The following is a 12,613-nucleotide window of genomic DNA, read 5'->3' as shown; positions in this document are numbered from 1 at the left end:
GACGTCCGGTCAGGCGATGGTCGAGAGGACCTTGAGGGCGGCGGCGTGGAGGCCGGGGGCGGCGGCCAGGAAGTCGCGGCTGCCGGTGCTCCAGGGTTCGCCCGCCAGGTCGGTGACGGTGCCTCCGGCCTCGGAAACCAGCAGGGCGCCGGCGACCAGGCCGGAGCGGACGTCGGAGAACTGCCAGAACGCGTCCATGCGTCCGGCGGCGACGTGGATGAGCTGCATCGTGGCGGGAACGGACACGCGCACGACCAGGCCGTTGATGAGCATGGCGGTCACTGAGTCACCGATCCGCCGGAAGGTGCGCTCGTCCTCGCCGGGCTTGGCCTGACCGGTGCCGATGAGGGCGGCGCCCAGGTCGGTCTTGGCGGACACCTTCAGGGGCCGGTCGTTGAGGCGGGCACCGCCGCCGGCGACCGCGGTGTAGGTGTCGCCGGTCAGTGGCAGGTGGACGACGGTGAGTACCGGCAGGTTGTCGCGGACCAGGGTGGCGGTTACGGCCCAGTCGTCCATGCCGTGGACGTGGTTGATGTTGCCCTCGGCGGGGTCGACGACCCACCACTCCCCGGGCGGGAGCGCGCCGCCGGCCAGCTCGTCCTCGGCCCACTGCGACCCCTGCCGGGCCCGCAACAGGGGTTCCCGCAGCACGTCCAGCACCGCGTCGTCGTTGGCGTGGATCTCGCCGACGACCTCGTCCAGGCTCACGCCCCGGGCGTGCGAGGTATAGCGGTCGCGCAGCGTGACGCCGGAGGCCTTCACTGCGGCGATCACGTCGGACAGGAGCGTCGCGTCGGCGTCGAAAGGCATGGCTGTGCTCATGGTGGGCTCCCTGGGGAATCGGTAGAAGCGGGGCGGTTGTCTCGCCCCGCACTTCGAAGGTAGGCCGCCCGATCATTAACAACAAGTGCATGCTTGTCACTTGTAGAGTTACTGCCATGCAACTGGATCTGAACCTGCTCACAGCCCTGGACGCCCTGCTGGAAGAGGGCAGCGTCGCCGGCGCGGCAGCACGCCTCCACGTCACCGCACCGGCGATGAGCCGCTCCCTGGGCCGCATCCGCAAGGCCACCGGTGACCAGATCCTGGTCCGCACCGGCCGCACCATGGTCCCCACCACCCGGGCCCTGGCCATGCGCGCCCAGGTGCACGCCCTCGTGCAGCAGGCCCACCAACTCCTCTCCGCGCAGCAGGAACTCGACCTGGCGGCACTCGACCGGGTGTTCACCGTGCGCTGGCACGACGCCCTGACCGCGGCCTCCGGCACCGCCCTGATCACAGCCGTCCACCGCCAGGCCCCCGGTGTCCGGCTGCGCCTGTCCGCCGAACCCGGCACGGACGACGCCGAGCTGCGCCGGGGCGAGGTCGACCTCGAATCGAGCTCCAGCGCTCCGACGCTCCCCGACATCCGCCACCGCCTCGTCGGCAAGGACCGGCTCGTCGTCGCCGTCCGACCGGGCCACCCGCTCACCGAAGGCCCGCTGAGCGTCGAACGCTACGCAGCCGCCGAACACCTCACCGTTTCGCGCCGCGGAAGCCTGCGCGACCCGATCGACGACGCCCTGAGCACACGCGGCCTCGAACGACGCGTCGTCGCCGCCGGGCCCGCCGCCGCCTTCGCCCTGCAACTCGCGCTCGACACCGACCTGGTCGTCACCCTCCCCGACGCGGTCACCCGCACGGCCCGGGAACAACTCGGCCTGGCCACGCTCCCGCCACCACTCCCGCTGCCCGACGTCCCCCTGTACCTGCTGTGGCACCAGCGCTACGACAACGACCGCGCCCACACCTGGCTGCGAGACCTGGCCACCGAAACCGTCCGGGCACTATTCCCACCACCGACCGCCTCCCAACAGCCCCTCACCAACCGGACCGGGAAGTGACGGATACACCCGGGGAAAGGCCTGCGCCAGCTGACTCCCGCTCTCGGGTTCAGCACGTCTTCCGGTAGGGGACGTCGGGGATGTGGGCCTTCCATTGCTCTTCGGTGAGACCGCCCGACCTGGCGCAGAGGTCCCGGATCAGCTGTGCGGGGGCGATGGCGTGGGTGTAGAACCTGCCGTGCTTGTCCACGCTGGTCAGTGCCGAGCCGTCAGGGGCGAACGCGAGCGCGACGATCTCGTCCACCAGTCCCGTGATCGGGACGCCTAGCTGGGAACGGGTGCGGCTGTCCCACAGCTTGATCTGGTACCCGGGCTCGGACTCGTGCACGGTGGCGAAGAGCCGGCCGTCGGGCGAGGCAGTGGCGCCCCTGTCCTGCGCGAGGGTGGGCGCTGACACCGAGCCCGTACGCAGATCCTCCCCCGCCGGCTGGAGCGTCCGGGCGTCCCAGAGCCGTACGTAGGGCCGGTCGCCGCGGGGGTGGGTGTAGAGCATCGTGCCGTCGTCGCTGATGGAGTCCACGTCCATGCTCGCGGCGCCCTTGGTGAGGACTTCCCCCGAAGGGAACGCGACCCTACCGAAGTGGGGTGCGGCTATCACGGACTTGCCGTCGGGGGCGAAGAGGACGGCCCCTTCGCTGCGCGGGGGGCCGAGGCCGGCACGCACCTCGCGTATGAGGTGCATGGTGGTCAGGTCCCAGAACGAGAGGATGTTGGTCTCGTCCTTCAAGATGACCTGCACGGCGAGCGCGGTGCCGTCCGGTGAGAACGCGAACCCGATCGTGGCTCTGTCGGTCCGGTCCGCCTCGATGACGGGCATGCTGCCGAGCATCGAGGCCTTCTCCTTCGTCGTGTCCCAGATCTCGACCTTGGTGCCGTGGAGGGCGGCGAGCCGCTGCCCGTCACGGCTGAGCTGGACGTACCGCAGGCTGTCGCTCGAGCCCGACGTCACGGTGGAGCGCCTGGTCCGCGACAGGGGCGACCAGATCTCGGCTTCGGAACCGCCGACGAGTGCGAGGGTGCGCCGGTCGGAGCTCACCGCCCCTTCGTCGTAGTACTGCCCCGTCCCCGCGGGAGGCTGGACGAAGGCCCTGATGTTGAGTGAACGGACGATGCCGTCGGTTCCCACGCACCGGAGTGTGGAGCCGTCGGGAGTGAAGCGCAGCGCGGTCGTGGGATAGCACTCGCTCAGGGTGGTCTCGTAGCGCAGGACCGGGGTCTGCGTGTACGAGTTCTCCCAGACGACCGCGTTCTGCACGAGGTACCGGCCGTCGTGGCTGAAGTGGACCGGGTAGTCCGAGTTCTCGTCGGCGCCTGCGAGCTCGATGCCGGAGCGTCCCTTGACGCGGTCGAAAACGCGGATCTTGCCTCCCTTCACCTTCAGGGCGGCGGACTTCCCGTCCGGGCTGAACACCACCGGCCCCTGGGTGTCGCCGGCCTTGATGTCGACCTCCGGGAGGGGCAACTCCTTCATGGTGCCCGTGTCGTACCAGGTGAACGGAAGGCCCTTGTCCCCGCCGGGCAGGGAGAGGACCGCATCGTCCGGTGAGAAGGAGGAACCGGCCAGGAGGAAGACCGGTCCGACGGCGCTCGTCGAGAACTTCTTGTCCCCGGTGCGGGTGTCCCAGGCCGTCAGGGTGGACTTCAGGTTCTCGTCCAGGGAATCGACCATGAGGTAGGTGCCCCGCGGGCTGATCGCCGTACCCGGCCAGTAGCCGCCGGCCTGCTTGGCCGTGGGATAGGCGTGGGCGTCGCGGGGGCGGCCGGTGGCGGCGTCGATCAGGCGGGTGTACCCGTCGTCCGTGCTCACCGACGCCGTCCTGCCGTCGTCGGACAGGTCGACCGTGTGGACCCTGGCCGGGGCGGTGTAGGAACCGTTCTTCACGCGGGTCTGGACGTTCCAGAACTCGACGCGGGTGTCCAGGGCGCTCACCAGGGTCTGCCCGCTGGCGTCCAGGTCCGAGGCCGTCGCCACGAAGCCCGGGAGCCTGAGCGCGTCGTCCTCCCATTGGTTGCGCAGGGCGAACAGAGCCGACCAGGACTCGGGAGTGTCGGCGAGGCGCGCCGCGGCGACCGCCATCCGCCGGGCCAGCTCGGGATCGGTTCGGCGTAGGGACTGGGCGGCGCCGGCCACCTGGGCGGAGGTGGCACGATCGCGCTGGCCGACGACGGTCTGGCGCTCAGCGAGGACGGACTGCCGCTGGTCGAACGCGACGGCGCCGGCGCCGACCGTGATGATCAGCAGGACGGCCAGGACAGCGCTGAGCAGCACGCGCTGCCGGCCACGGCGCCGGGCCAGCCCGGACCCGGCGTCCAGGAAGTCGCGTTCGGTACGGTTGAGCGTGAGCAGGCGGCGGCCGGTAGCGGCCCAGTCCCTGGCGTGCTCCAGAGCAGTGCCCTGCAGCAGGTCGCTGTTCTTGCGGCCGTGGTCGTCCCAGACCCGGGACGAGCCGGACAGCCGCTGGTGGACGGCCAGACCGGGGCGTTCGGCCTCCACCCAGTCGCGCAGCCGGGGCCAGGCCCGGATCAGGGCGGCACTCGACAGCGTGACGGCCCCGTCCTCCCAGACCAGCAGCCCCGCTTCGGTGAAGGCGCGCAGGACCTGGTCCAGTACCTCCTCCGGGGTCTGACCGTCGGAGAAGTCGGCCCGGCGCGCCGAGCGGAGCGTGTCCTCGGCCCGTTCACCGGGGGCGACCAGGCGCAGGAGCAGGCTGGATACGGCCTCCTGCGCGCTGGTGCCCAGGGCTTCGAACACCGCTTCCGCCACCTCTGAACGGGAGGGGTCGGAAGGGTCGAGCGGGTTTCCGGGGACGACCCCCTCCACGGCGGCGGCGAGGTCCGCGCGACCGACGAGGGACAGCAGCAACTGCTCCGAAGTCGGCCTGCTCGAAGGTTCTTTGGACAGCGCCGCCGACACCAGCGAACGGAGTGGTTCCTCCAGCACCGAGGTGTCGGGGTCGTGCGTGGCGACCTGGTACGCCAGCACGGCCGCGTTCTCACCGTCGAAGGCGTGGCGGCCGGTCGCGGCGAAGAGGACGACGGCGCCCCAGCCCCACACGTCGACCTTGCTGTCGCCGTGCTCGCCCCGGTAGCGCTCGGGCGGCATGTAGCGGAGGGTACCCATGGGCAGGCCGGCGGTGGCGGTCCCCTCGACGATCCGGGCGATGCCGAAATCGATCACGCGCGGGCCGCCGGGGCCGAGGAGGATGTTCTCGGGCTTGAGGTCCCGGTGCACCACACCCGCCCGGTGGATGGCCACCAGTGCCGTGGCCACGCCGATCGCCAGGCGGCGCAACTCCTCCGGGCCGTAGGGTTCGCCGGTGGTGACCGCACGCCGCAGGTCCGAGCCCGCCACATACTCGCTGACGACGAACGGGACGGGTCCGTCGAGGTCGTCGTGGAGCATCCGGGTCGTGCAGAAGGGCGCCACCCGGCGCCAGGCCTGGACCTCCTTGCGGAGCATGTCCCGGTCCCTGTCGCTCACCCGGTGCAGCGCCTTGACGGCCACGCGCTCGCCGTCCGGGCCGTAGCCCTCGTACACCACGCCCTGGCCGCCCGCGCCGAGCCGGCCGTCGAGGTAGTAGGCGCCCAACTGCCGTGGGTCGCTGGGAAGTAACGGTGCTGACAAGACGGAGCCTCCCGGTGTGCCGAACGTGCCTCGTGGTCCATCAGGCGGGTAAGACGCCTTCGCACGCAAGATGGTTCGCCGGACCGGGGCGTACTGCCGCGGCGCCCCTGACCACTCCGCAGTCCGCTACACTCCAGCCGCCCAACCAAACCCGCAGGTCAGACAGCAGAATCATGCTGGAGTATTAGAGCCCTCGAGTATGCAAGTCATGTTGGTGACGTCCCCTTGCTGTGATCGCGGATCATCTGACGGAGGCTGGTGCAGGCTGCGGTGAGCTCATCTTCGACCTCGGTAACGCGGCGTGCGAGGCCATGGGCCTCGACGGTCTTGGCCCTGAGGAGTGCTTCCACCTCGGCGTTGTCTGTCGTGAGTTCACGGATTCGTGCGGTGAGGTCACCGGTGCCAACCAGGTGGAGTCGCGCATTGCGCTGCAGTTGGTCGCGCTCGGCACGGAGCCTGCAGATCTCCTCGCGGGCCAGTTCGGGCATCATCGACGACGGCGACTTTCCCCGCGTCCTGTCGGAGGTGCGCAGCGCTGTCCCGGAGGCTGACCTCGCGGCGAGGGTCTCCCAGCCGTGGTGCCACGCACCGTCCAGGTGGAAGGCCCCGTTGATGCCGAAGTCGGCGAGCTTGTAGAAGCCGCCCTTGCCGGTCTTGGTGGCGATCTTCTCCAACAGGCCCTTGCCCGGGACGCGTCGGTCCGCGGCGTAGTGGGTGCCGAAGGAGATGGCGAGCGCGGCCGCGGCGGCGGCAGGGTGGACCCGGATGCCGAGCGCGCGGGCCCCGGCCCCGGCAACGATCGCCTGCGTGGCCACGTAGGTCAGGCAGTGATGCAGGCACGCCGCACGGGCACTGTCCGTGCCGTGGGTGGTCTCCGCCCCGGTAGCCGGGTCCCTGAAGGTGACCGGGTGCTCGTCGGAGGCTCCCTTCACGCGGGCACAGAAGTCCGACTGGACCCAAAATCTCCGATCTCGCTTCCGGCACGGGTCAGTCCGAGCAGGGCGGCGAAGACGGCGGGACGGTGCGTCATGCTGGGGTTCTCCTGATCTCGAAGAGGGTGAGGGAGCGGGCGGCCGGCCTCTGCCGGTGCTGCGGCCGCCCGGTTGTGCGGCCCCGTCCCGGCCTGTGTGGCCGGGACGGGGTTCGGCTCACGCGGCAAGCCGGTGAACGGCGAGGGCCGGGGCCGTCATGCAGCTGCTGGGGTCCACGGGGGTGCCGTCGTGGCACTCCAGGCAGCACCCGAGCTTCTTGGAGAGGCAGATGTAGAACCGCCTCCCGCATTCGCTGCAGGTCTGCCGGACTGCCATCGCCTGGTCCAGGGCCCGCTCCTGCGCAAGCGTCGGAATGCGCTTGGGCATCGCCAGGTCGACGCGGAGCAGAAAGCCGCGGGTGGGATGGATGCAGGACCACTGGGGCCGGTAGGAGCACCACTTGCAGCGCAGGATCGCGACCGGGCCGTCGTTGCCACCCGGGCTCAGGCCCATGTCCCGAAACTGGCGCCAGGTGACCCTCGGGGGCGGCGCCACGGTCGAACTCGGAAACCAGCGGGTTCGCAGAATCTGGTGGTAGCCGTGGCAGGAACTCGCTGGTGGGTTGTGGGTTCTGTAGTGAGAGGCACGCGGGTTCGTGCCCGACGCGTCAGGCAAGATGAGGGCTCCAATCGGTTGGGGAGGGGCCTGGGGTGGGTTACGTGCTGCAGGCGGTAATCGCAGGGGACGAGCTGCTGAGTGCCGCGGCACGGGACGTTCCGGGAGCCCGAGTAGCGCCCCTTCGGCAGGGCCTGTCGCTGATGCCGATGACGGATGAGGTCTTCGACGGCGTCACGGACGGCAGCGCCGCAGGGGATCTGGGTTTTGGGCGGCTGCCAGGTGGCTTCGAGAGACTGCTCGCTCAGTGGTCGGTCTCAGGGCCGGTTGCCTATGTGGAGGCCGAGTACTTTGGTGGCGTCGGCGAGCAACGAGCCGCCGTCTGGGCTGACGGGGCACTGGTGCTGGGGCCGCTGGATGTGCCAACGAAGAAGCGGTTCTCCCGAACAGTCAGCCCGATCTCCCAGTCCCTGGGGCGGCTGGGCGCGCGAAGGGGCCTGGGTGAGGACGAGTTCGAGGCCGTGGGGCTGGACCGCCACCGTGACAACGAAGGCTGGTTCTCGTCCAGCGCCGGCTAGGCCGTCTCTTTCGGATCACCGACCGGCATACTGGGCGTCATCCAACGGTTGGAAGCAGACAGCGTGCAATTCGACATATTTCGCATCGGCGCAAGCCTTGCGACTGCCACCGCGATGGCAGTCGCCCCGTCCGCTTGCGGGACAGACAAACCCGCCCCCACTCCGAAGGCCGTCACTCATGCCGAATTGGTCGGCCGGTGGGACGGGGAGGGGGAATGCGGATCGCCGATCGTCAGGCTACGCGACGACTACACCTTCTCCAGCAAGGACTTTCCAGTCCAGTGGGACGGCCCCGGGCCGGACTCGCAGGTGACACGCCGTTCAAGCGACGGGAAATGGCATGGGGTCAACAACGACCCCGGCCTGACGCCTTATCTGGTGCTTAGTTTCAAGAATCACAACGACCACCAGTTTCTGCCGTTCCATCTGGAGCACGGAAAGCTGTGGATGGACGGGACTGTCCACGCGGACGGCGGGGACCCCTATCCCTACACATGCCACTACAAACGCACTTCCGCCGACCCTGAGGCCTAGGCCTGTGTGGGGTCGACAGTGAAGCGCTCGGGATAGGCCGCGCGGACGTAGTAGATCGCGGTGTGCGAGGTAATTCCGAACAGACGCATCAGCCGGATCGGATCCGCGGTCTCGCGGGCCTCGTCGAGGAATCGGTCTTGCCGGAGCTGTGTGGCGTTGATCCCGATCCGGTCCCGCAGTGTCTGGAAGTTGGAGGCGGTGACTGCGGGCTGGTCGACATGCATGGCGGTGATGGCCCTCACCTCCCCACTTGCACTGATCCCCGTACAAGGAGCGGTGACGAACCCGCGTGAACTCCAGTTGGCAGCAGCGCGTCGCTGCGTGGCACCCGGTTCACCTCGCGGCGGCGGCGCTTCTTCCTCGGGCGGGGCATCACCTGCTCCAGGCGCCGGGCAGCCGGTCGGCGTGGTGCGGGTAGCGGGGGCCGGGGCGCTGCGGGCGGGGCCGGCCGATCCGGCGGCGCGGGCGGGGGATGAGCACGAGTGATCTCCTCCAGTCGTCGGTGACAGCGCTGCGCCCCGCCGATGGCGTGCGGGTGTCGGCGGGGCGTGGCGGGTTGTGCGTTCGGCCAGGCGGCCTGTCCGGTCCTCGTCCGGCCCCGGGGTACGGGGCGAGGCGAGGGCCAGGCAGGGCGTCTGGTCTCAGCGGGTACTGCGGGTCCGGAGCAGTCGGGCGGCCCGCTGCCGCAGCTGGTCCCAGAGGGTGGGGTGCGTGTGCCGCCAGGCGGTGCGGTCCAGGCCGTCCTGTGTGGGGAAGCTGCGGGAGGCCCCGCAGGTGCACGTCCAGGCGTAGGGCTCGGTCGCGGTTGGCTTCGGCGGTGGCGCGAGCCGCTTCGGCGGCGGCCCGCTCGGTTTCGGCAGCGACCCGGTTCGTTTCGGCAGCGGCTCGCCGGTTCTCGGCGATGGTCCAGGTCTCGACCGCCTGCGCCTCGGCCGCGGCCACCCGGTCGGCCTCGGCCGCTTCCTTCCGCTTCTCCGCCGCCTGGAGCTCAAGTGCCGCCGTGCGGAGGTCCGCTTCGGCCTCCGCCTCGCGGCCAGGGGCAGGGTCACTTCGGCTTTGTACAAGTCGGCGATGTCGTAGACGAAGGCGTGTTGCTTTGCCCTCAACGACTCGGCCAACCCGGAGCAGGACGCCCGCCGCAAGCTCCGGGAAAACCTTCGCCTCGTGCAACTACTGCCCAGGATTGTCCGAGACGTACAAGCCCTGCTAAACCCCGGCCTCGACACTGACACCGAGCAGGCACGAACGGACCGCCACAGTGTCGACATGGTGCACCTTTGGGATCCCAAAGCGGGCGTCCTGCCAGCAGGCGTCAACTACGCGCGAGAGGCGCACGGCTGACATGCCCTCCATGGTTGTCCTCGCCACCACTGCCGTACCAGACCACCTCCGTGGCGCCCTCAGCCGATGGACCACGGAGGTAGTTCCAGGAATTTTCGTAGGCAGCGTCTCAGCAAGAGTGCGGGACGAACTGTGGAAACAGGTCACGGCCGTCGTGGGAGACGGACAAGCAGTCCTCATCCACCCGGCCCCCACCGAACAGGGCTACGCCCTGCGAACAGCTGGCACCCGACGGCGCATTCCGGTCGACTTCGACGGCCTGACCTTGATCAAGATGACAGGAGCAATCCAATCCACGATGGCAAAGAAGGTGCAAAGGGCCTAGAAAGGTGCAGGTCGGAAAGTGTGCTCCCCGCCAACGCGGGGGTGGACCGCGCTACGCCTTCACCGCGAGGTCTCACATCTGCTCCAGCGGGACGTCCCTGACGAAGACAGCAACCTGGTCATCCAGCTCACTGCGGACTGCGCCCAGCTCGGCCGTCAGTAACGGGAGCGGGGTCGGTACCTCCGGCGCGGGCCAGAGTCTGGTCCCGGCACTGAGCTGACGCCGCCCGAAACCCCCGTCCTCGGGCGGCGTCAGCTCAGTGCCGGGACCGCGCGAGGCTCCCGGTCGCCGGCGGGGGCTCCGGTTTCCCGTCCCCTCACCGACCCTCCGGCGCCCACTCTGCCAAGCCCCGGAGCACCGCGCATTGGCCTGGCGTGCACAGTGTCTTGACGGAGAGTCGCCCCGCCGCCCGCGCCCCGGGGCCCCGGCTGTTGTTGCGCGGACCGCCACGGCCGGTGTAAACCCGTGATCATGCTGCCCGAGAGAACGTTCCGCAGCGCGGAACTAGCGCCCGCCGACCGTTTCGAGAGCTGGCGGGCCCTGATGTCGGAGACGCATGCGCCCATGGAGATGCGCAGTGAGCACGCCGCCGACTTCTGGGTGAACCAGCGCGTCATCTCGCTCGGCGGGATCGCGGTCTATCCGATGGAATGCCGTCCCCTGACCTTCCAGCGCACACCGAAGCTGATAGCGAGGTCGGACCCCGAGGCGTTCCACCTCTCGCTGATCAAACGCGGGGCGGGAGCGGTAACGCTGGGCAAGGACACCGTGGTGCACGGTGTGTTCGACATCCACACCAGTGACACGTCACGGCCGTTCGAGATCAGTTCCGGCCCGCATTCCGTCGAGATCATCGGGGTCGAGGTACCCAAGGCGCTGCTGCCGCTGCCCCCGCACACCGCTGGCCGGGTCATCGGCAAGCGCATCTCGGCCCGGGAGGGAATGGGGGCCCTGCTGGCCACCTTCCTCGACCAGGTGACCAAGGACAGCCGGTCCTACCGGCCGGCCGAGGGCCCGCGCCTGAGCGGCGTACTGGCCGATCTCGTCGCCTCGCTCTTCGCCGGCGTCCTCGAAGCGGACCGGTCCTTGACCCCGGAGACGCACCGGCGCGCCCTGGCGCTCCGCGTGATGGCCTTCATCCGGGACAACGCCGACGATCCGCTGCTGGACGTCCCCGCGATCGCCGCCGCCCACCACATCTCCGTCAGCTATCTCCACCGGGTGTTCCAGCAGGAGGGGGACGGTGCGACGGTCGCGGCCTTCCTTCAGGGCCAGCGGCTCGCGCGGGCACGCCAGGACCTGGCGGACCCGCTGCACCAGGAGGTGCCCGTGCACGTCATCGGCGCCCGGCGGGGCTTCCGGCACGCGTCCGCGTTCAGCCGGGCGTTCCGCGAGGCCTACGGCCTGCCGCCCGCGGCCTTCCGCGGGCAGGCCCGGGCGGAAGACCTGGCCGGGGCGGACGCCTCCTAGTGACCTGAGTCAGAGATTCGGTGGCAGTAGGCGGCGACTTTGTCGAGGATCTCGTCGGCAGTCTTCGTCCAGACGAAGGGCCTGGGCTGGTCGTTCCAGTCGGTCAGCCAGGCCCGGATGTCACGCTCGAGTGCCTGGACGGAGCGGTGGACTCCGCGCTTGAGTTTCTTCTGGGTGAGTTCGGCGAACCACCGTTCCACCAGGTTCAGCCACGACGCACTGGTCGGTGTGAAGTGCAGATGGAACCGCGGGTGGGCCAGCAGCCACTTCTTGATGTCCGGCGTGTTGTGGGTCGCGTAGTTGTCCAGGATCAGGTGGACCTGGAGATCCGCCGGTACTTCTTTGTCGAGCTTGGCCAGGAACTTCTTGAATTCGGCGGCCCGGTGGCGGCGGTGCAGGGATCCGATGACTTTGCCGGTCGCGACTTCCAGGGCGGCGAAGAGGGTGGTGGTGCCGGCGCGGATGTAGTCGTGACTGCGTCGCTCTGGAACACCGGGCATCATCGGGAGAACCGGATGCGACCGGTCCAGGGCCTGGATCTGCGACTTCTCGTCCACGCAGAGGACCAGAGCCTTCTCCGGCGGGTCCAGGTAGAGGCCGACGACGTCACGGACCTTGTCGATGAACAGCGGATCCGTCGACAGCTTGAACGTCTGCGAGCGGTGCGGGGCCAGCGCGAACGCCCGCCAGATCCTCGAGACCGTCGACTGCGACATCCCCGTCGCCGCGGCCATCGACCTCGTCGACCAGTGCGTCGCGTTCTTCGGCGTCTCTTCCAGGGTTTTGACGATCACCCGCTCGACATCCGCGTCGGTGATCTTCCGCGGGACACCCGGCCGCGGCTCGTCGCCCAAACCGTCCAGACCGTGCTCCAGGAAACGCCGCCGCCAGGTGCGGACCGTGTCCGGCGCGATCCGCAGCCGCCGCGACACTTCCATGACCGAGTGGCCCTCCGCGCACTCCAGCACGATCCGTGACCGCTGAGCCAAGGCCTGGGCCGTCGTACGACGACGTAACCAGCCCTCCAACACCGCCCGCTGGGCATCAGTGACCGACAACGGCGGAATCTTCGGACCCGGACGACTCATACCGAACTAACGACAAACCTCCGACTCAGGTCACTAGGCCCTGGTCCGCAGTGGGGGTCAGGCTGGACCGCCACCGACCGGCAGCTGCACGAGACGCTGACCGCCCAGGCTTCGATTCGTGAGCACCGGTGGGCGCAGGTCCGCGAGCAGCAGGCCGCGGCAGCCCAGGCCCGTGCCGAAGCC

At 69.5% G+C, this 12,613-nt stretch carries 11 protein-coding genes; 5 read left to right on the top strand and 6 right to left on the bottom strand.

Going from position 1 to position 12,613, the window contains the following annotated elements; genetic code table 11:
* Positions 1-9: 9 nt before the first annotated feature.
* Positions 10-822: an inositol monophosphatase family protein gene (locus tag ACIQU4_RS40300; RefSeq protein WP_403742242.1), complete on the bottom strand. Its 813-nt coding sequence runs from the start codon at positions 820-822 to the stop codon at positions 10-12.
* Between the two features lie 116 nt (positions 823-938).
* On the opposite strand from ACIQU4_RS40300, the gene ACIQU4_RS40295 reads away from it, so the two are divergent.
* The gene (locus ACIQU4_RS40295; RefSeq protein WP_403742240.1) at positions 939-1,883 is read left to right on the top strand and encodes a LysR family transcriptional regulator; all 945 of its coding nucleotides are present in this window, start codon (positions 939-941) and stop codon (positions 1,881-1,883) included.
* A gap of 49 nt (positions 1,884-1,932) precedes the next feature.
* Here the strand turns inward: ACIQU4_RS40295 and ACIQU4_RS40290 are convergent, their stop codons facing one another.
* From ACIQU4_RS40290 to ACIQU4_RS40280, 3 genes are all read right to left on the bottom strand, one after another.
* Positions 1,933-5,508 (bottom strand): protein kinase, encoded by a 3,576-nt coding sequence (locus ACIQU4_RS40290; protein WP_403742238.1) that lies wholly within the window; start codon positions 5,506-5,508, stop codon positions 1,933-1,935.
* A 206-nt stretch (positions 5,509-5,714) separates the two neighbouring features.
* The gene (locus ACIQU4_RS40285; protein ID WP_403742235.1) at positions 5,715-6,440 is read right to left on the bottom strand and encodes a hypothetical protein; all 726 of its coding nucleotides are present in this window, start codon (positions 6,438-6,440) and stop codon (positions 5,715-5,717) included.
* A 216-nt stretch (positions 6,441-6,656) separates the two neighbouring features.
* Positions 6,657-6,992 (bottom strand): RRQRL motif-containing zinc-binding protein, encoded by a 336-nt coding sequence (locus ACIQU4_RS40280; protein ID WP_403742232.1) that lies wholly within the window; start codon positions 6,990-6,992, stop codon positions 6,657-6,659.
* 197 nt (positions 6,993-7,189) lie between these two features.
* On the opposite strand from ACIQU4_RS40280, the gene ACIQU4_RS40275 reads away from it, so the two are divergent.
* Positions 7,190-7,672 (top strand): hypothetical protein, encoded by a 483-nt coding sequence (locus ACIQU4_RS40275; RefSeq protein ID WP_403742229.1) that lies wholly within the window; start codon positions 7,190-7,192, stop codon positions 7,670-7,672.
* 63 nt (positions 7,673-7,735) lie between these two features.
* Positions 7,736-8,206, top strand: a complete 471-nt coding sequence (locus ACIQU4_RS40270; RefSeq protein WP_403742227.1) for a hypothetical protein — start codon at positions 7,736-7,738, stop codon at positions 8,204-8,206.
* On the opposite strand, the gene ACIQU4_RS40265 is transcribed toward ACIQU4_RS40270, so the two are convergent.
* Positions 8,203-8,430 carry a hypothetical protein gene (locus tag ACIQU4_RS40265; protein WP_403742224.1) on the bottom strand — a complete coding sequence of 76 codons (228 nt, stop codon included), beginning with the start codon at positions 8,428-8,430 and terminating at the stop codon, positions 8,203-8,205. The two genes, ACIQU4_RS40270 and ACIQU4_RS40265, sit on opposite strands and share 4 nt — an antisense overlap.
* A 1,118-nt stretch (positions 8,431-9,548) precedes the next feature.
* On the opposite strand from ACIQU4_RS40265, the gene cas2e reads away from it, so the two are divergent.
* On the top strand, positions 9,549-9,872 hold the full coding sequence (cas2e, locus tag ACIQU4_RS40260) for a type I-E CRISPR-associated endoribonuclease Cas2e (RefSeq protein WP_403742222.1): 324 nt from the start codon (positions 9,549-9,551) through the stop codon (positions 9,870-9,872).
* Positions 9,873-10,343: 471 nt separating this feature from the next.
* The gene (locus ACIQU4_RS40255; protein WP_403742219.1) at positions 10,344-11,342 is read left to right on the top strand and encodes an AraC family transcriptional regulator; all 999 of its coding nucleotides are present in this window, start codon (positions 10,344-10,346) and stop codon (positions 11,340-11,342) included.
* Here ACIQU4_RS40255 and ACIQU4_RS40250 read toward each other — a convergent pair.
* Positions 11,339-12,430: an IS630 family transposase gene (locus ACIQU4_RS40250; protein ID WP_403742216.1), complete on the bottom strand. Its 1,092-nt coding sequence runs from the start codon at positions 12,428-12,430 to the stop codon at positions 11,339-11,341. The genes ACIQU4_RS40255 and ACIQU4_RS40250 overlap by 4 nt on opposite strands.
* Positions 12,431-12,613 lie beyond the last annotated feature (183 nt).

Origin of the sequence: Streptomyces sp. NPDC090741, assembly GCF_044769045.1 — a bacterium.
In the GTDB taxonomy this organism is placed as follows: Bacteria; Actinomycetota; Actinomycetes; order Streptomycetales; family Streptomycetaceae; genus Streptomyces.
The sequence above is the reverse complement of the archived record's forward strand: the minus strand, read 5'-3'. Positions and strand labels throughout refer to the sequence as shown.